20 protein-coding genes are annotated in these 20,827 nt (G+C 69.3%); 9 read left to right on the top strand and 11 right to left on the bottom strand.

Annotation, left to right across the window (positions count from 1 at the left end):
• Window positions 1-12: 12 nt before the first annotated feature.
• Window positions 13-711: a cyclase family protein gene (locus ACFXP5_RS10245; RefSeq protein ID WP_394544545.1), complete on the bottom strand. Its 699-nt coding sequence runs from the start codon at window positions 709-711 to the stop codon at window positions 13-15.
• A gap of 811 nt (window positions 712-1,522) precedes the next feature.
• On the opposite strand from ACFXP5_RS10245, the gene ACFXP5_RS10240 reads away from it, so the two are divergent.
• A complete protein-coding gene (locus ACFXP5_RS10240) occupies window positions 1,523-1,948 on the top strand; it encodes a DUF1801 domain-containing protein (protein ID WP_394544544.1) in 426 nt (141 codons plus the stop codon).
• On the opposite strand, the gene ACFXP5_RS10235 is transcribed toward ACFXP5_RS10240, so the two are convergent.
• The 4 genes from ACFXP5_RS10235 to ACFXP5_RS10220 all read right to left on the bottom strand — a co-directional run bounded on the left by ACFXP5_RS10235 (window position 1,917) and on the right by ACFXP5_RS10220 (window position 5,684).
• Complete coding sequence (locus tag ACFXP5_RS10235; RefSeq protein ID WP_394544543.1) at window positions 1,917-2,153, bottom strand: putative acetyltransferase; 237 nt, start codon at window positions 2,151-2,153, stop codon at window positions 1,917-1,919. The two genes, ACFXP5_RS10240 and ACFXP5_RS10235, sit on opposite strands and share 32 nt — an antisense overlap.
• Window positions 2,147-3,622 (bottom strand): SDR family NAD(P)-dependent oxidoreductase, encoded by a 1,476-nt coding sequence (locus tag ACFXP5_RS10230; protein ID WP_394528168.1) that lies wholly within the window; start codon window positions 3,620-3,622, stop codon window positions 2,147-2,149. The genes ACFXP5_RS10235 and ACFXP5_RS10230 overlap by 7 nt, the downstream gene beginning before the upstream one ends.
• 39 nt (window positions 3,623-3,661) lie before the next feature.
• Window positions 3,662-4,969 carry a hypothetical protein gene (locus ACFXP5_RS10225; protein ID WP_394544542.1) on the bottom strand — a complete coding sequence of 436 codons (1,308 nt, stop codon included), beginning with the start codon at window positions 4,967-4,969 and terminating at the stop codon, window positions 3,662-3,664.
• A gap of 124 nt (window positions 4,970-5,093) precedes the next feature.
• Window positions 5,094-5,684, bottom strand: a complete 591-nt coding sequence (locus tag ACFXP5_RS10220) for a nitroreductase family protein (protein ID WP_394544541.1) — start codon at window positions 5,682-5,684, stop codon at window positions 5,094-5,096.
• A 198-nt stretch (window positions 5,685-5,882) separates the two neighbouring features.
• Here ACFXP5_RS10220 and ACFXP5_RS10215 point away from each other — a divergent pair, with 198 nt between their 5' ends.
• On the top strand, window positions 5,883-6,653 hold the full coding sequence (locus tag ACFXP5_RS10215; protein ID WP_394544540.1) for an SDR family NAD(P)-dependent oxidoreductase: 771 nt from the start codon (window positions 5,883-5,885) through the stop codon (window positions 6,651-6,653).
• 19 nt (window positions 6,654-6,672) lie between these two features.
• Window positions 6,673-7,932, top strand: a complete 1,260-nt coding sequence (locus tag ACFXP5_RS10210; RefSeq protein WP_394544821.1) for an FAD-binding oxidoreductase — start codon at window positions 6,673-6,675, stop codon at window positions 7,930-7,932.
• Here ACFXP5_RS10210 and ACFXP5_RS10205 read toward each other — a convergent pair.
• Window positions 7,929-9,608, bottom strand: a complete 1,680-nt coding sequence (locus ACFXP5_RS10205) for an FAD-dependent oxidoreductase (protein ID WP_394544539.1) — start codon at window positions 9,606-9,608, stop codon at window positions 7,929-7,931. The two genes, ACFXP5_RS10210 and ACFXP5_RS10205, sit on opposite strands and share 4 nt — an antisense overlap.
• A 50-nt stretch (window positions 9,609-9,658) precedes the next feature.
• Here ACFXP5_RS10205 and ACFXP5_RS10200 point away from each other — a divergent pair, with 50 nt between their 5' ends.
• Window positions 9,659-10,141, top strand: a complete 483-nt coding sequence (locus ACFXP5_RS10200; RefSeq protein WP_394544538.1) for a MarR family winged helix-turn-helix transcriptional regulator — start codon at window positions 9,659-9,661, stop codon at window positions 10,139-10,141.
• 40 nt (window positions 10,142-10,181) lie between these two features.
• On the opposite strand, the gene ACFXP5_RS10195 is transcribed toward ACFXP5_RS10200, so the two are convergent.
• Entirely contained in the window at window positions 10,182-11,117 is a 936-nt protein-coding gene (locus tag ACFXP5_RS10195; protein WP_394544537.1) for a D-cysteine desulfhydrase family protein, read from the bottom strand.
• 155 nt (window positions 11,118-11,272) lie between these two features.
• Between ACFXP5_RS10195 and ACFXP5_RS10190 the strand changes: the two genes are divergently transcribed.
• Complete coding sequence (locus ACFXP5_RS10190; protein ID WP_394544536.1) at window positions 11,273-11,497, top strand: hypothetical protein; 225 nt, start codon at window positions 11,273-11,275, stop codon at window positions 11,495-11,497.
• A 289-nt stretch (window positions 11,498-11,786) separates the two neighbouring features.
• Here ACFXP5_RS10190 and ACFXP5_RS10185 read toward each other — a convergent pair whose 3' ends face one another.
• Window positions 11,787-12,473, bottom strand: coding sequence for a GntR family transcriptional regulator (locus ACFXP5_RS10185; RefSeq protein WP_394544535.1), 687 nt, complete (start codon window positions 12,471-12,473; stop codon window positions 11,787-11,789).
• 150 nt (window positions 12,474-12,623) lie between these two features.
• Here ACFXP5_RS10185 and ACFXP5_RS10180 point away from each other — a divergent pair, with 150 nt between their 5' ends.
• Window positions 12,624-13,346: an alpha/beta fold hydrolase gene (locus ACFXP5_RS10180; protein ID WP_394544534.1), complete on the top strand. Its 723-nt coding sequence runs from the start codon at window positions 12,624-12,626 to the stop codon at window positions 13,344-13,346.
• 76 nt (window positions 13,347-13,422) lie between these two features.
• The gene (locus tag ACFXP5_RS10175) at window positions 13,423-14,088 is read left to right on the top strand and encodes a trimeric intracellular cation channel family protein (RefSeq protein ID WP_394544533.1); all 666 of its coding nucleotides are present in this window, start codon (window positions 13,423-13,425) and stop codon (window positions 14,086-14,088) included.
• A 55-nt stretch (window positions 14,089-14,143) separates the two neighbouring features.
• On the opposite strand, the gene ACFXP5_RS10170 is transcribed toward ACFXP5_RS10175, so the two are convergent.
• The 3 genes from ACFXP5_RS10170 to dnaB all read right to left on the bottom strand — a co-directional run bounded on the left by ACFXP5_RS10170 (window position 14,144) and on the right by dnaB (window position 17,799).
• Window positions 14,144-15,151, bottom strand: coding sequence for an endonuclease/exonuclease/phosphatase family protein (locus ACFXP5_RS10170; RefSeq protein ID WP_394544532.1), 1,008 nt, complete (start codon window positions 15,149-15,151; stop codon window positions 14,144-14,146).
• Between the two features lie 134 nt (window positions 15,152-15,285).
• Window positions 15,286-16,173, bottom strand: coding sequence for an SAM-dependent methyltransferase (locus ACFXP5_RS10165; RefSeq protein WP_394544531.1), 888 nt, complete (start codon window positions 16,171-16,173; stop codon window positions 15,286-15,288).
• A 258-nt stretch (window positions 16,174-16,431) separates the two neighbouring features.
• Window positions 16,432-17,799, bottom strand: coding sequence for a replicative DNA helicase (gene dnaB, locus ACFXP5_RS10160; protein ID WP_394528159.1), 1,368 nt, complete (start codon window positions 17,797-17,799; stop codon window positions 16,432-16,434).
• Window positions 17,800-18,350: 551 nt separating this feature from the next.
• On the opposite strand from dnaB, the gene ACFXP5_RS10155 reads away from it, so the two are divergent.
• Together ACFXP5_RS10155 and ACFXP5_RS10150 are read left to right on the top strand one after the other, a co-directional pair.
• Window positions 18,351-19,430 (top strand): hypothetical protein, encoded by a 1,080-nt coding sequence (locus tag ACFXP5_RS10155; protein WP_394544529.1) that lies wholly within the window; start codon window positions 18,351-18,353, stop codon window positions 19,428-19,430.
• Window positions 19,431-19,529: 99 nt separating this feature from the next.
• Entirely contained in the window at window positions 19,530-20,738 is a 1,209-nt protein-coding gene (locus tag ACFXP5_RS10150; RefSeq protein WP_394544528.1) for a hypothetical protein, read from the top strand.
• The last annotated feature ends 89 nt before the right edge of the window (window positions 20,739-20,827 follow it).

Genomic DNA, 20,827 nt, shown 5'->3' with positions numbered 1-20,827 from the left:
TGCCGGCCCCGCTCACGCCGGCAGTTCGACGAAGGCGCGCACGGGGAAGGTGCCGAACCCCTCGATGGCGGGCGGTGCGGCGGTGAATCGCGCACCCTGGGTCGGGACGTCTTCGAGATGGGTGAGGTGCTCCACGACGTGGATCCCGGCTGCCAACAGGAGGGAGTGGACGGGCCGCTCGCCGCCCGACTCGGTGTCGTCGATGTTGAGCGAGTCGATGCCGACGAGTACGACGCCCTCGTCGATCAGCCATCGCGTCGCCGCCTCGGTGAGGAAGGGTGCGCCGTTCCCGTAGGCCGCGGTGGCGAAGAAGCGGTCCCAGCCCGTGTGCAGCAGCACGGCCGCACCGCGCAGGTCGCGGCCTGCGAGCTCCTCCTGACGGATGCCGCGGTCCGCAGCATCCGCTGTTCGTTCCACGTGGAACACTTCTGCCCGCAGGCCCACGAGCGTCGCGAGGTCGAGCGCCGCCAGGTCGTCGCCTTCGCCGTAGCGGTGGAACGGCGAGTCCAGGTAGGTGCCCGTGTTGCCGATGAGGGTGATGATGTCCATCGCGAACTCGGTGCCGGGGGCGTACTTCGCGCGAGATGCCTCCCGGGTGAGGTGCGGGGTGATGACGGGCGCCGGAAGCCCCGGGTAGGTGACCAGGCCCACCCGGATGGGGTGGCTCAGGTCGATGATGCGCGGGCGGGACGGCGAAGCAGGATCGGGCATGTTCGCCACGGTACTGCGCGGGCGCGCGCTCGAACGAGGTGCTTCGAGTCAGATGTCGACCGATGCCTGCCAACGAGGACGGGGGCTCGGCGGGCGTTCTACGGGTGGCCGCCGCGCCGCCGTCTCCAGCACAACTTCGGAGGTTTCCCCCGACACGCCGGGATTCCGAGCCCCCGGGGCGGTGAAGGGGCGAGTTCCTCCGAAGTTGTGCGCCGAGGTCGGCGGGATGGCACACGCCGCGAAGGATGAGCGCCCGACGCACCCTCGCATCCGCGCCCCTCCGCTCCAGCACAACTTCGGAGGTTTCCCCCGACACGCCGGGATTCCGAGCCCCCGGGGCGGTGAAGGGGCGAGTTCCTTCGAAGTTGTGCGCCGAGGTCGGCGGGATGGCACACGCCGCGAAGGATGAGCGCCCGACGCACCCTCGCATCCGCGCCCCTCCGCTCCAGCACAACTTCGGAGGTTTCCCCCGACACGCCGGGATTCCGAGCCCCCGGGGCGGTGAAGGGGCGAGTTCCTTCGAAGTTGTGCGCCGAGGTCGGCGGGATGGCACACGCCGCGAAGGATGAGCGCCCGACGCACCCTCGCATCCGCGCCCCTCCGCTCCAGCACAACTTCGGAGGTTTCCCCCGACACGCCGGGATTCCGAGCCCCCGGGGCGGTGAAGGGCCGAGTTCCTCCGAAGTTGTGCCGGCCGGGCGGGCGGGAATGGGGGCGGCCAGGCGGGTGATCCGGTCACGATCGGAGAAGCGGGGGTGGGATGCTGCGCCCTACCGTGGGATGCACGGACCACCCGCACAGAGGAGCAACCATGGTCGAATCGACGAAGAAGTCCGCGTTCACCGCTGAGGAGCGCGCCGCCATGCGCGAGCGCGCCCGGGAGAACAAGGCAGCCCTCAAGGGTGCCGAGGCGGAGAAGGCCGTGCTCGCCGCGATCGAGAAGATGGCCGAGGACGACCGTACGATCGCCCGCCACGTGCACGACATCGTCCGCGCGACAGCGCCGCACCTCGTGCCGAAGACGTTCTACGGCTCACCCGGGTACGCGAGGGACGGCAAGGTGGTGCTGTTCTACCAGGACAAGGCGCGGTTCAAGACCCGGTACTCGACGCTGGGATTCCAGGAGGCGGCAGCCCTCGACGACGGCGACTTCTGGCCGACCGCGTTCGCGGTCGCCGGCTGGTCGCCCGCCGTCGAAGCGGAGGTCACGCGTCTGGTGCGCCGGGCGGCCGGGTGAGGCGGTTTCGCGGCGCGGGGGGCGGCGGCACTTCCTTCGCCGCGATGATGGCGGCAACCGCGATGCGCTCCACCCCGCGCTTGCCGTCGACGACCACCGTCGACGCATCGGCGCTGAGGAGTCCACCCAGCGCGTCGGTCGCCTGCCCCGAAGGCAAGAGATAGCGCACCACCACGCGTGCTCCCGGGGCGGGCAGCTTCACCATGCGCCGGGCGCGTAGTCCTTGAGGAACACCCCGAAGAGGTCTTCGCCGGCCTCGCCGCGCACGATCGGGTCGTAGACGCGGGCCGCCCCGTCGACCAGGTCGAGGGGAGCGTGGAAGCCCTCCTCCGCGAGGCGCACCTTCGTGGGGTGGGGCCGTTCGTCGGTGATCCACCCGGTGTCGACACTCGTCATGAGGATGCGGTCGGTCTCGAACATCTCCCGCGCGCTGGTGCGGGTGAGCATGTTCACCGCCGCTTTGGCCATGTTGGTGTGGGGGTGGCCCGGTCCTTTGTAGCCGCGGCCGAACACCCCCTCCATCGCACTCACGTTGACGATGTAGGTGCGGTGGGCCTCGCTCGCGGCGAGCGAGGCGCGCAGGCGCGAGATCAACAGGAAGGGCGCCGTGGTGTTCGCGAGCTGCACCTCGAGCATCTCGAGCGGGTCGACCTCGTCCACGCGCTGGGTCCACGAGTTCACGTCGTGCAGGTCGGGCAGTAAGCCGCCCGCGTCGATCGCGGTGCCCGCAGCCAGCCGTTCGAGCGAGCTGGAACCGGCCGTGAGTGCCTGCTCGGTCAGTTCGTCGGCACGGGAGGCAGCGGCGGCGAGCACCGGGTGCGCTGCCACGGAACGTTCGAGGGCCTGGGGATGCTGGTCGTTCGTGTGGCCGAAGGTCACGAGCTCAGGCAACGGGCCGTCCGGCAGGGGCGCGAGCTCGGCGTCGACGAGCGGCTGATATGCGCCGGTCGAGCGCCGTACGGTCTGGGTGGCGTTGTTGATCAGGATGTCGAGGGGGCCTGCCGCTGCGACATCGTCGGCCAGGCCGATGACCTGGGCGGGGTCTCGCAGGTCGATGCCCACGATCTTGAGCCGGTGGATCCATTCGTCCGAGTCGGGCAGCCGGCGGAAGCGACGCACCGCGTCGCGCGGGAAACGGGTGGTGATCGTGGTGTGCGCACCGTCACGGAGGAGGCGCAGCGCGATGTACAGCCCGATCTTCGCCCGGCCGCCGGTCAGCAGCGCCCGCCGACCGGTGAGGTCGGTGCGGGCGTCGCGCTTCGCGTGGCTCATGGCCGCGCACTCGGGGCACAGCTGGTGGTAGAACGCGTCGACCACCGTGTAGGGCTGTTTGCAGATGTAGCATCCGCGAGCCTTCAACAGCGTGCCCGCGATGGGCGCCGTGGTCGAGGTGCTGATCGGGATGCCACGGGTCTCGTCGTCGATGCGGTCTGCGGCTCCCGTCGCCGTGGCCGCGATCACGCCGCGATCAGCCGTGGCGATCGCTTCGCGGATCTCGCGGCGCCGTTCCTTCTTGACTGCTTTGAACATCGCGGCGGTCGCACGGCGGACGGCGATGTAATCGGGGTGGGTCTCGTCGACCTGCGCCATCCGGGCGAGCACACCCAGGGTCACCGCGAGGTCGGCGGGCTCGATGCCGCTCGGCGGAGTGGCGTCGGAGGGGGGATTGGGCACACGAGATTCTACGTTCCCCCGGCGGGATGCAGCGCGAGGTCAGTCCCAGCGCACCACCGGAGTGCCCGAGGTGAAGTCCACGACCGGTGCCCCGAGGCTGGGGGCGAACAGCAGCTCGCCCGTTCCGCGTTGACCGTTCTGCTCGACTTCGGCGGTGACGCCGACCGAACCGATGAAGTCGCCGCGGACGACGAGCGGGTCGCTGAAGCTCTCCTGGGGCGCCAGCGACTCCAGGGTCGCCTGCGCTTCGGCACCGAGCGAGCGCGTGAGGGTGCCGTCGATCAGCCGGGCGCCGTCGTCGAGCACCTCGGGGAGTTCGAGTCCGCATCCCGCGGTGAGGGTCTTCGAAGCGAGGCACACGGCCACGGCATCCTGAACCGTGGTGCGGAACAGCTGCGCTCCCTCCTCGGTCAGGCTCGCCTGCACGTCGCTGAGGCTGGGATAGTCGAAGGGCTCCCGCACCGTGACGATCGTCTCCCCCGTCACCTCGAAGTTCGGGGTGGTGGTGGCGAGTTCGTAGGTGCCCGGGAAGACGGCGACCGTGTCCGAGTCGAGGGGCTCACCGTTGAGGGTCATGTCCAACCCCGCGAAACGGCTGCTGGTCAGCATCAGGTCGGCGGTGCCGGCCGTCATGCTCCACTCCCCCTCGGTGTCGTACTCGTTCACCGAGTATTCGGCCGTGACGACCTCGGTCCCGACCGAGTAGGTCGCGCTGACGGTGATGGAGAAGTCGGCGTCCTCGGGTTCGGTCACCTCGATGTCCGTGATCGGTCCGAGCGCATTCGATGTTTCGAGGGCAGCGTCGGTGAGGAAGGGCGAGGCGGCGGGCGGGTCGCTGATGAAGGAGAGCGCCGTCTCGGCATCGGACGCGGCGAGCGCTTCAAGATATCCGCGCACGACACCGGCCGGGGTCGATGTCGGCGTGTCGGGGTCGCCACTGCCCGCCGTCGGACGGTTGCCCAGGTTGCTCACCACGGCGATCAACACCCCGACCACGACGGCGGCGAGAAGGATCGCTCCGGCGACGATGCCGACAATGGCCCCCGTACCGAGACCCTTGCGAGGGCCCTGCGCAGGAGCAGGCTGCGGCGCGTAGGGGTAGGGCGGCTGACCGCCGCCACCGGCATATGGCCCGGCATACGGCGGCTGCGCAGCGTAGGGCGCCTGGCCGGGGTAGGGCGCCGAGCCCGGGCCCGGGGACGGCAGAGGCGGTTGCGACACCGGGCCGGGCTGCGCCGGGTGCGCCGCCGGCGGGGCGACCGGATGCTGCGGCACGGGCGGCGGCGGCGGGGGCGGGTAGCCGCCGGCTGGAGGCGTCTCGCGGTCGTCGGTTCCGTCGGTGCTCACGGCAAGGCCTCCTGGGTGCGGTGTCCTCCCAGGTTAGGCGGGGTTTCCCCGCCGCCCGACACGCTTGCCTTGCACCCGTCGCCTCCGGTACGGCCCGGGCGTTGCACGGCTCCGCGTCAGGCGGTCAGTCGTCGATCAGCACGATCTCCTCGAGCGGACGCCGAACCCGCGGCGCGGTCTCGCGGGCGATGAGGCGCTCGTCACCGAGCAGGTGGGCGGGTGCGACCGTGCCGACCGCCGTCACCGTAAGAGGACGAACGCCCGAGGGCAGATCGAAGGCGGCGGACACAGCATCCGCGTCGAACCCGCCCATCGTGTGCACGTGGAGTCCACTGGCGTGAGCCTGCACGGCGAAATGCGCCATCGCCTGACCGAGGTCGTACTGCGCCCACGGCCTCGGGGTCCCGTCGGGGCCGGCGATTTCGTATGCGCCGACGACGAGGGCGCCCGCCGACGCGGCCCATGCCAGGTTGCCCGGTGCCAGGGTGGCCGCGATCTGCGTGAAAGCCGTGGACCCACGGCGCGCGACGATGAACCGCCACGGCTGAGAGTTCGCGGCTGACGCCGACCACCGGGCGGCCTCGATGGCGGCGGCGAGCTTCTGCTCGTCGATCGGCGCGTCGGCGGCGAAGGAGCGCGGGCTCCACCGCTCGGCAAGCGCGGGGAGGATGGGCGTGCTCGTCTGAGCTGCGCGGGTCGGGGTGTCGATGCTCACGGGATGCTCTTTCTCTGGAACGAGGAGGTCACGCGCACCGTCGAGCGTTGAAGGCGAAATCTATGCCGCTGAATACAACAACCGGCAGGGTTCGCTATTCCCACCCTAGGGGAATACTGACGCGTCAGCATGATGTTAAGGTTTCTGACGCGTCAGCAATCCATCCAGACGCGGTTCCCCTTGCCGAAAAGGATCACCATGACTCTCCCCCTGCGCCCTGACTGGGCCCTCGCCGCCGCCGCCGATCTGACCGGGCGCACCGTGCTCGTTGTCGGAGGGGCCGGCGGGGTCGGCGAGGGCGTCGTACGGACGCTGCTCGCTCAGGGCGCCTCCGTCATCGCCACCAGCCGCAACCCCGGCCGTGCGCAGGCGTTCGCCGAGCGTCTCGACGACCCCCGGCTCCACGTCGAGGCTCTCGACGCGTTGTCCGGCGGGTTCGCGGACGACGTGCGCGACATCTCCGAACGTTACGGTCCGCTCGACGGAGTCATCGTGACGATCGCCTCGTGGGGCGAGCAGGGTCGCAAGCCGCTGCTCGCGCTGACCGATGCCGAGTGGGACGTGCTCGTCGCCGAGAACCAGACCGCCGTCTTCCGCGCCTACCGAGCCCTGTATCCGACCCTCACCGCGAACGGCGCCCTCGTACAGCTCAACGGAATGAGCGCCGACCTCCCGTTTCCCGGGGCGGGCGGTGTCGCCCTCACCGCGGCTGCGACGAAGTCGATGACGCGCACGATCGCGGCCGAGATGCAGGGGCGGGGCGCCCGCGTCTACGAGGTGATCCTCGGCGTCGTCCGCACCCGGGCGCGCCAGCGTGCCGGCATCGATGACGAGCGCTGGATCGACGGCACCGAGATCGGCGTCCACCTGGCGGAGCTGATCGCCGGCACGAGCCCGCTCGCCGACACGACTGTCCATTACTTCATCGACAAGAGCGACGGGCCTCGCGCCGCCGCTCCCCAACTCTGAGGAGCACCCTTTGCTCGAGGTGATCCGCCCCGGCGACGCCCGCTACGCGCGGGTGCGTCACGTCTACGGAGCCACCGGCTCCCCCGGCGCCGTCGTGCGTCCCACCTCGCCCGAGGAGGTGATCGAAGCTTTGGCGTTCGCGCGCGATGCGGGATCCCCCTTCGCGGTGCGCAGCGGCGGACATGGCATCAGCAGCATCGCCACGAATGACGGGGGCACCGTCATCGATCTCGGCGCGCTCGCGTCGATAGACCGCCTCGATGCCCGCACCGTTCGCCTCGGGCCCGGTGCCCACTGGGGGCACGTGGCGCGGGCGTTGCACCCGTGGGGTCTGGCGATCAGTTCTGGGGATTCCGGCGACGTCGGCGTCGGCGGCCTGGCGACGACCGGCGGGATCGGCCTGATGGGACGGGCGCACGGCCTCACGATCGACTCCCTCGTGCGCGCGGAGATCCTCACCGCCGACGGCATCATCCGAACCGTGTCGGCACACGAGAACCCCGATCTGTTCTGGGCTATCCGCGGCGCGGGCGCGAACTTCGGCATCGTCACCTCTTTCGAGTTCACCGCTTCCACCTCGGCCGACGTCGTGCAGGCGCAGTTCGCCTTCGCAGTGCCCAACCTCGCCGGCTTCCTCGAGACGTGGGGTGCGACCGTGGAGGCGTCGCCACGCGAGATCTCGGCGTTCCTCTATCTGGGGGGTGGTGCGCAGCCCTTCGCGCAGGCGACGGTGGTCTACGCCGGCACCGACACGGCGGCGGCGACCCGCGCGCTCGAGCCGTTCGCCTCCCTTCCGGGAGTCGTCGGCCAACGGGCGCAGGTCACCGCCTACGCGGATGTGCCCCTCACCACCGACGCTCCACACTCCGGTCAACAGCGCGCGCTGACCCACACCGGCCTGGTCGACCACCTCGACCGCGCGCTGTCCCGCCGCCTGGCCACGATGATGTCCGGCGGCGCCGTGCAGATGCTGCAGATCCGTTCCGCCGGCGGAGCGATCAACGATGTGCCCGAAGACGCCACGGCGTACGCGCACCGTCACCAGAACTTCTCGGTGACGGCGATCAGTGTGGGTGCGCGGGCGGCCTTCGACGCAGCCTGGGAACCGGCGTTCGCGCTCATGGACGGGATGTACCTGAGCTTCGAGTCCGACCACGCGCCGCGACACGTCGAAGACGCGTTCCCGCCCCGTACCCTCGCCCGCTTGCGCGACCTGAAGGCGATCTGGGACCCCGAGGGGATCTTCACCCAGAACTTCGACGTGACTGCGCGCCCCTAGCTCGCGCCCCCCAGCGCGCGGTGCACGGAATGCACGGCGCTGGCCCCTTCGCCGACGGCCGCTGCGACGCGTTTCATCGACCCGCGCCGCGCGTCGCCGACGGCGAAGACGGTGGGGATGCTGGTTTCGAAAGCGAGCGGGGTTCTGCCCAGCGCGCCCCACGTCCCGCCGCCTTCGGGTGAGGAGACGTAGTCGGCCAGGTCGTTGTCGGTGAGGATGAAGCCCTTGGCATCGGTCTCCACCACCGACTCCCACAGGGTCTCGGGCTGGGCGCCGGCGAAACAGAACAGGCCCCGGCAGGCCAGCATCCGCGTGCCCTCGCCGTTCGTGACGTCGACCGCGCTCAGCGTCGATCCCCCGTGCAGTTTCGAGACCTGCGCACCCTCCTCGACGGTGATCGACGGATGCGAAGCGAGTCGGTCGGCGAGGTAGCTCGACATGCTCTTGCGCAGCGGGCTGCGGCTGATGAGGGTGACCTCGTTACCGGAAGCGGCGAGGTGCAGTGCCGCCTGGCCCGCGGAGTTCGCGCCGCCGACGACGACGACGGCCTCGCCGGCGACCTCGCGCACTTCGATGTCGGTCGCCGCGTAGTAGATGCTCGTCGCCTCGAACTCCGACCAGCGCTCGAGCGGAAGGGCCCGATACCGCGCGCCGGTGGCGATCACCGTCGCCCGCGGCGTCATGCGGGTTCCGTCCGAGAGCGAGAGCACGACCGCGCCGGTGCTCACGTCGAGGCCCGCCACCGTGCACGGCGCATAGATCTGCGCGCCGAACTTCTCGGCCTGCAGGGCGGAGTTCTCCAACAGTTCCGCGCCGCTGATCCCCGAGGGGAACCCGAGATAGTTCTCGATGCGCGAACTGGCGGCGGCCTGGCCCCCGACACCCGTGGAATCGAGCACGATCGTGTCGAGTCCCTCCGAGGCTCCGTACACGGCCGCCGCCATACCGCCGGGACCGGCGCCGATGACGACGAGATCGACGTCGCGGGCGTCGGCGGGGTAGGTGAGGCCCAGCACGTACGCCAGCTCGCCCGGAGTGGTGCGGGGGAAGATCCCCTTCGCGCTGTAGACCAGCGGCAGGTCGGCGCCCGTCAGCCCGGCCTCTTCCAGCCGGGTCTCGGCCTCGGGCGTTCCGGCCTCGAGCCAGACGTGCGGGATCCGATGGCGGGCGGCGTAGGTGCGCAACGCCAGCGAGCCACCGGAGTGGGCGTCGCCGATGATCTCGATGGTCTTGGCGACGGCACCGGTGGACAGCACGTCGCGTCGGGCGGACAGTACGCGCAGCAACTCGTCGGAGAGCTCCGTCTCGCTGTTCATCAGGCGACGGAACTCGCTCGCGTCCACGCGCCGCACTCGACCGGCCTCGGCGACGCGAGCGGTGACGAACGATGTCTGCCCGGTCAGCAGGGCGAGCTCGCCGACGACGTCTCCCGCGCCGTAGCGCACGACGACCGCGGCGGAGTCGGCGCCCGGTTCGTAGCGCAGCATCTCGACCACGCCGTCCTGCACCACGTACAGCTGCTGTCGGTCGCGGCCGGCCTGGAAGAGGATGTCCCCTTCCGTCGTGTCTTCGATGACGCCGTAGTCGGCGAATCGGCTCAGCAGCTGAGGGGGGAGCTTCTCGAACGCCGGCGTCGGCGCCGCGGCGTTCGTCTCGTCGAAGTCGGGCTCGCTCACCGGCTCATTATCGTCTGCCCGCGAGGGCCTAGGGGCGTAAAGTCAGTGACGTGTCAGCGAGAATGTCGGCCGAGGAACTCCGGGCGTGGGAGAACTTTCAGACCGTCGCCGAGGTGCTGCACCGTGAAGTGGGGCGCGAACTGTGGGACGACGCACAGCTCTCCGACGCGGAGTTCAGCGTGCTCGCCCACCTGCAGGGTGAGAACAGCACCGGCGTGCGCCCGTCGGAGTGCGCCCGCAGCATCGGATGGGATTCGAGCCGGTTGTCCCACCAGCTGCGACGGCTGGAGAAGCGCGGGCTGGTCGCCATGAAGAAGGGCGACGGATCGGACGGCCGGGCGACCTTGATCATCCCGACCGCTGCCGGCCAGACGGCGTACCGCCGAGCGATCGGGCCCCACCTGCGCGCGGCGAAGAGATGGTTCGCGGATGCTTTGACCGACGCCCAGGTGCGGAACCTGAACGACGTGCTCGACACCTTGCTCGGTCATACGAACGACCTCTCGCCGTCGACGACGACGCGCGGGGACTGAGCTGCCGATACCCCGATCGCTGTCGGCGGCGAACGTCGTCTCAGAAGCGGATGCCGGCGACGCCCTCATGTGCGAAGACGCTGGGCAACCCCCCCGAGTGGAGGAACACGGTGCGTTCGTTCGCGCCGATCGTGCCGTCGGCCAGGCCGGTGATCAGACCCGCAGCGGCGCGAGCCGTGTAGGTGGGGTCGAGCACGACCCCCTCGGTACGGGCGAACAGCTCCATCGCCTGACGCGCGGCCGGAGTGAGGTGCTCGTACCCCTCTCCCACCTGGTCGAGGTCGATTCGCAGGCTCGAGGGGTCGACTGCTGCGCCCGGCATTCCGGCGAGAAGTCCGGTGACCGTCGAGCGTGGATCATCGACGGCACCGCAGTGCACCCCGACCACGGAGTGCGGGCCCAGCCGGCTGACAAGACCGGCCATCGTGCCGCCGGAACCGACCGCCGTGACGATCTGATCGAACTCACCGATCTGCTCGATGATTTCGTCTGCGGCATCCGTGTATCCCTGCGCACTGTGGCTGTCCGATCCGCCGAACGGGATGCGGAACGGCTGCCGGCCGTCGCGCTCGAGCTGGGATGTGACGTCGTCTGCGCGGGCTTCGGCGTCCTCGCCCTCGGCCCAGACGATCGACGCGCCGAAGAGGGAATCGAGCAGGACGTTCCCGGTGATCGGCGCCGGGGCACCCGTCAGGACCAGGACCACGTCCACGCCCAGTCGCGCCCCCGCCGCCGCCGTCAGCCGCGCATGGTTGCTCTGCGGTGCGCCCGTGGTGACGAGAGCGCGCGCGTGGGCATCGAGAGCGCGACGCAGGCTGTACTGCAGCTTGCGTACCTTGTTGCCGCCGCCGCCGAGGCCGATCAGGTCATCGCGCTTGATCCAGAACCGGTCTGCCGCGATACCCAGGGCTTCGGCGAGGCGAGGCGCCCGCTCGATGGGCGTGGCGCCCGAGAGGAGGGAGATTCGAGATGCCATGCCGGTAAATGTCTCACAGGGAACGGTGCGGTGACCACGCGACCCGGGCTGTTCGTTGTGATCGTCCGCTGACGCAGTCGCCTGTCTCTCGGTGACGACGTCAATGGGTGGGTACGCTCGCAGGGATACGGGCCGGTTGTCGGGGAAGGACGATGATGGAACGAGAAACTCTGGCGAGCGTGGACCGCCTGATCGGTCAACTTCCTGCTGGTCGACAGGAGGCGGTGCGGGAGATCGTGGTGGACGCTACGCGCCGCGGATTCCTCCCTGCGAGCAATCGCCGCGTGCTCGACTCGGCGACGGGCTCACCGATCGTGGGCGACGTGCTGGTCGCGGCCTTGGCCGAGCTGGCGCGAGGTGAGCAGGACGAGATCCGCTGAGCGTGCGCGGCGCTTGTCGCCTCTGGCACCTATGAGCACGGATACGCGCGCGTCGGTCCCGTCGACGGAACATGCCCTGTACGGAACTCAGATGTAGGGAACGGCCCGACTTGTCCATTGGGCCCGCACCAGCGCGGGCCCCGACTCGAGAAACCGGCCCGCGGCTCGATCGGATGGGCGCCCTGACCGTCCCCGGCGCGATCATCGTCGTCGGTCTGGCCGCCGCCGCCTTCACGTCCGTCAGCACCGAAGACCTCGTGTCGATCTGCGCCGGATCGCAGGTGCCCGTCTACATCCTCGGACTCGCATCAGGAGTCTGCTCAGGCGACGAATCACCGTCGACGGACAGGGTGTGCCAGGTCTCGAAGGTCAAACCGGATGCCCCTTCGACATCGCCGTCGATCAGCGAAGCGATGAGTCGTTCGTGCCGCTCGAAGGATGCCTGGCCGTCCGCGGCGAAGCGGGCCCGCTCGGCACGACGCACGACGGGCCCGAAGTGGTCGAGGACGGACGCGACGGCATCGTTGCCGAGCACGGTCACCGGCACCCGATGAAACGCTTCGTCTGCGTCCATCGCCGCGCCGAGGTCGCCCGCGCTCAGCGCCTGGGCGAAGCGGCCATTCGCCTCCTTCATGCGGTCGAGTTCGGCGTCGGTGGCATTTCCTGCCATCGTCCGGACAGCCAGCATGTGCATGGCAGCGACAACGTCCCGGGCATCGCGAACGGCCTTCGGGTCGATGGCGCTCACCGTTGTGGAACGGCCGGGCTTGGCAACCACCAGCCCGCTCGCCCCTAGCCGGAGCAGCGCTTCGCGCACCGGCGTCCGACTCACCCCGAGCCATTCGGCGAGTTCCGCGTCCTTCAGCTGCTCGCCAGGCAAGAACGTGCAGTCGACGATGGCATCGCGCAGCCGGCGGAAGACGTCGTCGCGCAGGAGTGAACGGTCCAGACCTACGGCTTTCTGAGGAATCGGCATGCAATATATTGCGCACCCTTTCCGCGCGGAACGCAAATCGACACTCCTGTTGCTTCCTGAATCCTGCGTGCAATATATTGCGTATCGCTGATGTTCTACTTCACAACAAACCGCCCGGCTCGTTCGGAGCCGATTCAGGAAGGAAGAGTCATGACCACCATCGGAGAGATCAAGAATGTCGTTCTCGTGCACGGGGCGTTCGCGGACGGGTCCGGCTGGCGCCGGGTCTACGAGCTGCTTACCGCTCGCGGCTACCGCGTCTCGATCGTGCAGAACCCGCTCACCTCTTTCGCCGACGATGTCGCGGCGACGAACCGCGTCCTGGACACCCAAGACGGCCCGGCCATCCTCGTCGGCCACTCGTGGGGCGGCACTGTGATCACGGAAGCGGGTGTACACCCGAAGGTCGCCGGCCTGGTCTACGTGTCTGCCCTCATCCCGGACGTCGGGGAGACCAGCGGGCAGCAGTACGAGGGCTTCGCGCCGACCCCCGAATTCGTGATCGACATCGGCGATGACGGGTACGGCCGCCTCAACCGCGACGCTTTCCACTCGGGATTCGCCGCCGACGCGAGCGACGCTGACGCCGCCTTCCTCGCCGACAGCCAGGTGCCGGTGAACATGGCCGTCTTCGGCGAAGCAGTCACGGCGGCAGCATGGCGCGACAAGCCGAGCTGGGCGGTCATCGCCACGGAGGACAAGGCGTTCGACCAGGCGATGCTGCAGCACATGGCCGGCCGCGTCGGCGCCGACATCACCAACGTCCCCGGCAGCCACGCCCTGTTCATCACGCAGGCGGACACCGTTGCCGACGTGATCGCCACGGCCACGAACTCCGCGGCCAAGGTGGTTGCCGAAGCCGGCGCTCGCTGACGCCTTCCAACCCGCGCGGGGTCAGCTCGCCTGCGAAGACAAGCTGACCCCGGCTTTTCCTCGGGAGGAGGACATGATGCCGGTCACGACGTTTCAGGTGGCTCTGTGGGTAGAACTGCTCGCTGCGGGCCTCGGAGGCCTTCAAGGTGCGTTGTTCGCAGCCGACACCCGACACCGGCGCATCGACGTTCTCGGCGTGCTCATCATCGGATTGATCGTCGCGCTCGGCGGTAGCTTGCTGCGCGACGTTGTCCTGAACCAGCCGCCGACCGTGATCTGGATGAACTGGTACCTGGTTGTCGCCGGCGCCGCCGCCCTCATCGGCATGGTCCTCCAACCCCTGATCTCCCATGCCGGTTGGCTGATCACCGTGCTCGACGCCGTCGTCATGGGGCTGTTCGGTGCGATCGGGGCCACCAAGGCACTCTCCCTCGGCGTCGGCGCGATCGGAGCGCTGGTGGTCGGAGTGATCGGCGCCATCGGCGGCGGGATGCTCCGCGACATCGTCCTCAGCGTGCCGGTCTCCTTCCTGCAGGTCGGAAGGCTTTACGCCGTCGCCGCCGGCTCGGGGGTCGGCGTCCTCGTCCTGCTCATCGGCCTGGGAACCTCCGTGCCCCTCGCGGCGGTCATCTGTGTCGTCGTGACGACGATCGTCCGCCTCGTGGCTGTCGTCCTCGGCTGGACCTTCCCTGAGCAGCGATCGCTCCCCACACCGCATCGCCGGGCGCCGAAGCAGTCCTGAACGGCCGCGTCCCCCCGCGGCGAGCCATGTGCAACCCGCGGAGGCCGACGGCCCGCTACCGACCGTCGAGTACCGCCACGATCGGGCGATGATCGCTTCCCGCGTCGTCGAACGACGTGACGACGAACGCCGCGCGCACGCTCCACGCCGGCCCGGTCAGGACGTGATCGATCGGGGACGCGAGCCAGGGCGGTGCGGAGGCGGGCCAGGAGCCGACCGCAGCCGTGCCGGCGTTCACGGACGCGTCCTCACAGGACCCGATCAGCCCGACGCCCTCACCCAGTCCCCACAGGTGGTCGACCGTCGCGTTCAGGTCGCCGGCGACGATCACGTCCGGGAAAGCGCACTGGTCGGCAACCCACTCGAGCCCTGCCCGCCAGGCGTCCATCCGCCACGGCAGCGGGGGGAACGGATGCGCCGCCACAACGGTCGGCCCGTCGCCGTTGACCGGTCGCAGCACGACGCTGGGCAGCCCCGGTGTCGACCCAGCGTCATGATCCACCTCGTAGGTGCCCAGACCGTCGGCGATCAAGACGGACGTAGGGATCTCGGAGTACCCGGTCTCGCCGCGCGACGTGTACGCCGCCATCCCGTATCCGTCCATGGCGAGAATCCGGGCGACCTCCGCCACTGCGCGTTCGTCCATCTCGGGCAGGCTGACGATGTCGGCGCCGACGTCCAGGACGAGACGGGCGACATCGGCCGGACCCGCCGCCCCGCCCTGCGTGTTCCACGCCACCACCGTCACCTCACCTCGTACGGGCTGACCGCCGGCCGCCCCCCGTCCGAGGAGGATGCCACCGCTGGCGACGCTCCCCACCCCGAGAACGATGGCCAGACCCGCAGCCATCCCCCACGACCCCTTCCTCCACGCGATCACTGCGAACAGCACGGTCCCGACGCACAAGGCGAGCGCGGTCGGCACACGAAACGCAACCACCTGCGACACAATGAGGGCGCGCTGAGCTCCGAACAGCTGGGGCCACACGAGCAGCGTCACGGCCAGCCCGGCAACCAGGACCGTAATGGTCAGCCGGATCGGATGCCACCGCGTAGCTCGCATCGTTCCAGTGAATCGCACAACAACCGAGAAGACTGGATACCGGCTGGGACACCGAAGTGAGATCGAGCCGTGCGCTCTCTGATGACCGTCGGCGACTTCTCCCGTGCGGTGCGGATGACCGCGCGATCGACGAACTACCGGGCGTCGACGTCGCTGCCGGCGCGGATCGCAGCGACAAGAATGGGCCCGCCCGGAACGGACTCGAATCTCTGCAGACGGAGGAATCCCCGCTGGCTCACGCGGTCGATCACGTCGTCTGTCGTCAGTGTGCTCCCGCCCGCAACCGCTGCCAACCAGGCGTTCGCGGTGCGTTGCGTCTTTTCCTGCGCGCCAGGAATGGTCCCGAGTACCAGCAGCCCCCCAGGACGCAACGCGGTGATCACCTTTGTGATCGCCTGGTCGATGATCGCATCCGGGATGAACGGCACGGGCAACCAAGCCAGGTCGTAGACGCTGACCTCCTCGAGCTCCAGCACATCCTGATGACGCAGCCGCACCCGGCCCCCGACGCCGCCCAGCTCGCCGAGCCGCGCCTCGGCGATCGCCAGCGGACGCGCGTCGATGTCGATCCCCGTGACCGTAACGCCGGGCACCGCCTCCGCCAACGCCGTCGCGATTGCACCCACCCCGGTGCCCACATCGAGCACTCGCGCCTCGCCGTCCGGGAGGAGGACTCCGTATGCGGGCGCGACCCGCGAAATGATGACCCTCGCCATCAACGCTGACGCCTCTCCCTGAGCGCGCATCGCCTCGTCGCTCAGATCGGACCAGACCCGAGTCGTCCCTGCTGCAGCGGCAGTCCCTTGGCTCAGTACGCTCACCATCGCGGAACCCACGGCCGATCGGTCATCCCAGAGTGAAGCCAGCACAGACTCCACCTCCGGCATCGTCCTCAGCACAGCTGCGCGTTCATGGTTGATGCTCAGCGCCTCTGCCGGCGTGCGGGCCACCGAGTCCGTCAGAGCCGAGGCGACTGCGGCCGCCAAGACCGACGATGCCCAAAGCTCGTTCACGACATCCATTGCGTGTGCACGCTGATCAGACACGGGTCTCCTGACGATTGGGGTGTACGCGTGGGTCGAGCCTCGTGCGCACATGTTCACGTCTGCAGAATGCAATATACTGCATTCTGCAGGCGGTCGGCAGCACGCGGCAGAAGACCCAGATCGCGACGCTCACTACTCGTCGGAGGTCCCGCGACCAGGCCATCGGCGTGATCGCGACAAAGCCCCACAAGCCGCAACCAAGCGCACCTGTCATGGCAATGGTTCGCAAACGAGTTACATCCCGGGCGCCATGTCGGCGAAGCGGGAGTAGTGGCCCTGGAATGCGACGGTGATCGTGTCGGTGGGGCCGTTACGGTGCTTGGCCACGATGAGGTCGGCCTCGCCCGCGCGCGGGCTGTCTTTCTCATAGGCGGCCTCACGGTGCAGCAGCACCACCATGTCGGCGTCCTGCTCGATCGAGCCCGACTCACGAAGGTCGCTGAGCGCCGGCTTCTTGTCGGCGCGCTGCTCGGCGCCACGGTTCAGCTGGGAGAGAGCGACGACGGGAACCTGCAACTCCTTGGCGAGCAGCTTCAGTGCCCGCGAGAACTCGCTGACCTCCTGCTGGCGCGACTCGACGCGCTTGCCGCTCGTCATCAGCTGCAGGTAGTCGATGACCACCATCTTGAGGCCCTCGCGCTGCTTCAACCGTCGGCACTTCGCCCGGATCTCGACGAGCGTCATGTTCGGGCTGTCGTCGATGAACAGCGGCGCCTCGTTGATGCGTCCACGGGTGGCGGCGATGGTGGTCCAATCCCGCGAGTCGAGCGTTCCCTTGCGCATGCTCTGCAGCGGGATCGCTCCCTCGGCGCTCATGAGGCGCATCGCGATCTCGCTGCGCCCCATTTCCAGCGAGAAGAAGATGGTCGGCATGTCGTGCTTGACCGCCGCCGAACGGGCGAAGTCGAGCGCGAGGGTCGACTTACCCATCGCGGGACGCGCCGCGATGATGATCATCTGGCCCGGGTGCAGGCCGTTGGTCAGCTGGTCGAGGCCGCTGAAGCCGGTCGGGATGCCGGTCATCTGACCGTCGCGTCCGCGCGCCGCCTCGATCTCGTTCACGGCCGCATCGACGGCGACCGTCAACGGAACGTAGTCTTCGGCGGTCTCGGTGCCGGAGACGTTGTAGATCTCGGCCTGTGCGCTGTTGACCAGGTCGAGGGCATCGCCCTGACCGCTGTAGCCCATCTGCACGATGCGCGTTCCCGCGTCGACGAGGCGGCGCAGCAGCGCACGCTCCTGCACGATGGAGGCGTAGTAACCCGCGTTCGCCGCGGTGGGGACGATCGAAGTGAGGGTGTGGAGGTAGTCCGCTCCCCCGGCGCGTTGCAGCTCGCCGGTCTTGATGAGTTCGTCGGTGACGGCGACCACGTCGGTGGGCTCGCCGTGCGAGTACAGGGTGAGGACGGCCTCGAAGATCAGCTCGTGCTTCGGGACGTAGAAGTCGCCCCCGCGCAGCACCTCGATGACGTCGGCCACGGCGTCTTTCGACAGCAGCATCCCGCCCAGGGCACTCTGCTCGGCAAGAAGATCGTGGGGAGGCGTGCGCTCGGACTGACGGGGGCCGCCGAGGCGATCCTGCGAGATGTCGGCAATCGACACGTGGTCTCCGTTCTTCGTTGCGCACGCGCGACGATCACGCCTTCGGGTGGTGGGCACCGCACGTCGGGTCGGCTTCAGGATGCTGCGCGCCCCGTGCTCAAATGACAGCACGGACCCCCGACACAGCACCGAGGAACGACCGCGAGGAACTCCCGATGGGTTGCCCCCACGCTAGGGACGCTCTCGACCACCCGCAAACCAGCTTGTGGATAACTCTGTGGAGAGAATGCGAGAAACGCCGCGCACCCTGTGCACAACGGCTGTGGACAACGTCACGCACAGGATCTGATATCGCGCCGGAAACGCTGCCTGATCAGGAATTCGTTTATCCACACACCCGATCCTCCACCCCGGTTGAAGTGTGGGTTGAAGGTTGGCCACCTGGAGGGGTGGCATGTGCACAACTTGGGGGATAAGTCGAGAGCGTCAGCCGCGGGTTTCCGCCCGCCCCACCCGCCGAGACGGGGGCTTCCCTCCGAGTAGACCTCGGGTCTATAGTCCTGGCCAAGGCCGTTTTCGTTACGCGAGTACAGACAACGGGGGGGTGGGACATGGATGTCGAGATCGAAGCCGCGCGGAAGCGTGCCGTTCGCGTTGCCCTTCTCGCCCTGCTCCTCGGCGTCGCCTGGTGCGTCTTCTCCCTGTTCGCTCCGTCCTCCTCGGCGTCCGCCGAGGAGGACGGCTCCGGACTGCTCGGCACGGTCGGTTCCGTCGTGGGCAGCGCCGGCGACGTCGTCGGAGGGGTCACGGACACCGTCGACGAGGTGCTGACCGGAACCGTCCAGGCGGTCGCGCCGGTCGCGACACCCGTCGTCGCTCCGATCCCCGAGCCCGTCGCGGCCCCCGTCGCCCTGGTGGTCACTCAGGCCCCCGCGATCGTGAACCAAGCGGTCGCCCACGTCGACACCGTCGCCACCGCCACGGTCGACGCAGCGACCGGCGCCGTGGCGGAAGTCGCGGACGCCGGACTGGTCTCCGCCGTGGTCGCGCCCGTCACGGATGTCGTGACGGAAGTGCCGGTCCTCGGGTCGCTCGTCGAGGAGACCGGCGCGGATTCCGCGCTCGACTCGGTCGCCGGCGGCCTCGACGGCGCCGTGTCCGACCTGGTCGGCAGCGCACCGGCCACGGCCCCCCTGCTTCCCCAGCTCCCCACCGGCGCAGTCGACGCCGTGACGGAGATTCTGGTTCCGTCGCCCGTTTCACTTCCCGGCTCGGTCTTCCCCATCGGCGGTATCCCTGCCGGCATCGTGCCCGGATCCGTCGTGATTCCCGCGGCCCCGGTTGCGTCGCAGAGCGGGGCATCGACGCCGTCGAGCAGCCCTTCGTCGATCCGTTTCACCGCCGCTCACGCCACCGGCCTGTCCGCGGAAGAAGCGGTCATCCCGGGGGTACCCCCCGCAGCCACCATCACCGACGGTGAGGCCCCCGTTTGGGGCTCGGCGGGAGCCGCCGGCTCCGTGCCCGGCAGCCCGGCTTCCGTCGGTGGATCCGGCGGCGCTCCCGGTCTGGGCGCCGCGTTGGCCGGGACTGCGCCCCACGGGGCCCACAACAGCTTCTCGTACTTCCGGGTGCACACCGATGACGCCCTCCCGGGTGCTCCGGTGTTCGACACCGACGTCGCTCCTGACTGAGGACGATCGCGCCGCGCATTCGCGGCACGCGACCTGGTGCGCCTCGAGCCGCACCGAAATCCTCATATTCGATCAGGAGTTTTGACCATGCGTACATTCATGAAACGAGCGCTTCTCGGAGCGGTCATCGGGGGCGGCATCGTCGTCCTCGGAGCAGGCGTCGCGAACGCGGCGGACACATCAGGGGACGAGGGGCTGCTGTCCGGCACCCAAGCACTGCTCTCGGTCGCCGCACCGGTGACCGTCGGTGGCAATGCGGTCTCGGTTGTGGGGGACTCGTCCAGCGACGGCGCCACCACCTCGACGGCCCCCGCTCCGGCGGCAGCCGCCCCCATCACCAGTGGTGACGACGCGGTGGCCTCGGGCAGCCAAGCCGTCATCTCCGTCTCCGTCCCGGTCACGGTGTCGGGTAACGGCATCTCCGTGCTCGGCGACAGCCAGTCGTCGGATGCTGCGACCCAGAGCGCCCCGGCGCCCACAGCGCCGGTGGCAGCACCGGTAACCGCGGCTCCGGAGACCTCGGGCGACGACGCGATCGCGAGCGGCACGCAGGCGCTCGTCGATGTGGTCGCCCCGGTGACCGTCGCCGGTAACGCCATCTCCGCAATCGGAGACAGCGAGACCAGCGACAGCACCACCGAGGTCGCCCCCACCACCGGAGGCGCCACCACCGGCGGCGCAACCACCAGCGGAGACGACAGCATCCTCGGCGGCACCCAGGTGCTCGCACCCATCACCGCCCCGGTGACCGTCGCCGGCAACGCCATCTCCGCAATCGGAGACAGCGAGACCAGCGACAGCACCACCGAGATCACCCCCACCACCGGTGCGGGGACCATCACGACGGGGGGCGACGATGCGATTCTTGGGGGATCGCAGCTGGGCCTGCCGGTGTCGATTCCGGTGACCCTCGGCGGCAACGCTGTCTCCGTGATCGGGGATAGCACGACGGGGGGCTCGACCACGGTGGTCGACCCCACGGATCCCACCGACCCGACCGACCCGACGACGCCCGTGACGCCGACGACGCCGGTAACGCCGACGACGCCCGTGACGCCGGTGACGCCGACGACGCCGACGGTTCCCGTCACGCCGGCGGGACCGAGCGGTGACGGTGTGAACCCCACCGGTGGTTTCCCGCTGGCCGTCGTCGGCAGCCCGGCAGCGACCGGCTCCGTCTCGGCGCTGACCGCTGGTGAGCTCGCTGCCACCGGTGGCCAGGGCATCGGGTGGCCGATGCTGCTGGTGAGCGCGTTGCTCGTCCTGTTCGGAGCCGTTGCGCTGCGGTTTCGCCGTCGCGTCGCCTGAGGGACGACGCTCGCAGTGAACGACGGATGCCGCGGACCCGATGAGGGCCCGCGGCATCCGTCGCGCCCGATCGCCGAAGCGACCGGGGT

Origin of the sequence: Microbacterium hanjuni, assembly GCF_043556395.1 — a bacterium.
In the GTDB taxonomy this organism is placed as follows: Bacteria; Actinomycetota; Actinomycetes; order Actinomycetales; family Microbacteriaceae; genus Microbacterium.
Note: the sequence above shows the minus strand (reverse complement) of the source record. Positions and strands in the feature narration are given on the sequence as shown.